The sequence below is a fragment of the Mesorhizobium sp. M4A.F.Ca.ET.020.02.1.1 genome (assembly GCF_004022645.1).
In the GTDB taxonomy this organism is placed as follows: domain Bacteria; phylum Pseudomonadota; class Alphaproteobacteria; order Rhizobiales; family Rhizobiaceae; genus Mesorhizobium.
In genome coordinates, this window is record NZ_RZOI01000922.1 from 1 (window position 1) to 2,037 (window position 2,037).

Here is a 2,037-nt window from a genome sequence, read left to right on the forward strand (position 1 = left end):
CAGCGCCTATACGCACATGGCGATCAACCGCCGCTTCGGCGAGGAGGGCGATGCGTTGACCGGCGCGGCGATGGCGTTCCTGAAGGCGGCGGTCGCCTGACTTCACCGGCTCGCCCGCCTCACCTATGCGGCTGCGTTCGCAGGCAGGGCCGCGCTCCCTAGCCAAACTGGATCACGTCAAAGTCCGCGGCAGGACATTGCAGCTTGAGCGCTAGTGGTTTCAGATGCGGAGGATCGCCACGGCGGAGGGAACGCGATGAATGGGGCCGACGTTCTTTGTGACGTGCTGCTGGCGAACGGCGTCAACGTCTGCTTCGCCAATCCCGGCACGTCCGAAATGCACTTCGTCGCGGCGCTCGACCGCAAGCCGGAGATGCGTTGCGTGCTCGGCTTGTTCGAAGGCGTGGTGACCGGGGCAGCCGACGGTTACGCCAGGATGACCGACCGGCCGGCCGCGACGCTCCTGCACACCGGTCCCGGGCTGGCGAATGGATTGGCCAACATTCACAATGCCCGGCGCGCCCGCGTTCCGATGATCAACATCGTCGGTGACCATGCCTCCTATCATCTGGCGCTCGACGCGCCGCTCACCAGCGACATCGAGAGCCTGGCGGCGCCGATGTCGCGCTGGGTTCGCCGCATCGACGGTCCGGACGATGTCGAACCCGCGGCGCAGGCGGCGTTGCGCGCCTCGCTGACGCCGCCCGATATCACGACCCTGATCCTGCCGGCCGACGCCGCGTGGGGCGGCGCCGGCCCAGTGGTGTCGGCCAAAGTCGAACTGGCACCGGCACCTGCGGTCGACATGGGTACCGTGCGCAAAATTGCCGAGGCCATTGGCGGTGCGCCAGGACGGGTCGGCATGATCGTACGCGGGCTGGCGGCCCGCGAGGAGGCGCTCGAAATCGCCGGCCAGATCGCCGCGGCCATGGAGGTTCGCCTGTTCAGCGAGGTCCTGGTCGCCCGGATGCAGCGCGGCCGTGGTCGCGTGGCGCCGAGCCGCATTCCCTATCCGATCGACGCCGCGCGAACGCTACTGGCGGACATCGATGTCTTGATCCTTGTCGGGGCGAAGGAGCCGGTGGCCTTCTTCGCCTATCCCGGCAAGCCGGGACGGCTGGTGCGAGATGGCTGTGAGGTGCTGACACTCGCAGCGCATGGCGAGGACCTGAAGGCGGTGCTGGCGGCGCTTCGCGACGAACTCGGCATCAAATCGCCGCAGCCGCTCGCGGTCGCGACGGCCTTTCCCGATGAGCCGACACCACGCGGCAGGCTGACCGACGATGCGATCGCGCTTTCCGTGGCGCGGAAACTGCCCGAGAATGCCATCGTCTGCGACGAGGCTGTCACCTCGGCACGGCGCTATTTCGCCCTGTCGGCCTTTGCCGCGCCGCACGACTACATGATGGGCGCAGGCGGATCGATCGGCGGGGGTATTCCGATGGCGACCGGAGCGGCGATCGCCTGTCCCGGCCGCAAGGTCATCAATCTGGAAGCGGATGGCAGCGGCATGTACACGGTGCAGGGGTTGTGGACCCAGGCCCGGGAAAGGCTCGATGTCGTCACCATCATCTTTTCCAACCGGACCTATGCGATCCTGCATGGCGAGATGCGCAATGTAGGGGTCAATGCCATCGGCGAGAACGCAAGGCGGATGCTCGATCTCGACCAGCCGGCGCTGGATTGGGTTTCGCTGGCGAATGGCATGGGCGTGGAAGCGGCGCGCGCCGACACATGCGAGCGGTTCGATGCCTTGCTGGACAGCGCTCTTTCTCGCACGGGGCCGTTCCTCATCGAAGCGCTGATCTGAGCAGCTCGGTAACCCGCCAAGCCTTACCAGCGGGTCTGCTCGCCCGGCGCGGCGGGTTCGATCGCCAGCGCATGCACACCGGCCTTCAGTTCGTCGGCCAGCAATTCGTTGACGGCGCGGTGGCGCTCGATGCGGCTCATGCCGGCAAAGGAAGGCGAGACGATGCGAACGCGGAAATGCGTCTCGCCGGTGCCGTCGAAGGCGCCGTGATGGTCGGAGCCGGAATG

Annotated in this window: 2 protein-coding genes; one reads left to right on the forward strand and one right to left on the reverse strand. The window is 67.1% G+C overall.

The genetic code is table 11. The features are described 5' to 3' along the window. The first annotated feature begins 256 nt into the window (after positions 1-256). Entirely contained in the window at positions 257-1,810 is a 1,554-nt protein-coding gene (locus EN742_RS33100) for an acetolactate synthase large subunit (protein WP_126058056.1), read from the forward strand. Positions 1,811-1,833: 23 nt separating this feature from the next. Here EN742_RS33100 and EN742_RS33105 read toward each other — a convergent pair. Continuing rightward, positions 1,834-2,037, reverse strand: a 204-nt coding sequence (locus EN742_RS33105; protein ID WP_148670452.1) for a BolA family protein, incomplete at its 5' end; no start/stop codon positions are given.

Bases quoted from the DNA above. Each gene is read 5' to 3' on its own strand.
- EN742_RS33100 (WP_126058056.1), top strand. From the start codon at position 257: ATGAATGGGGCCGACGTTCTTTGTGACGTGCTGCTGGCGAACGGCGTC.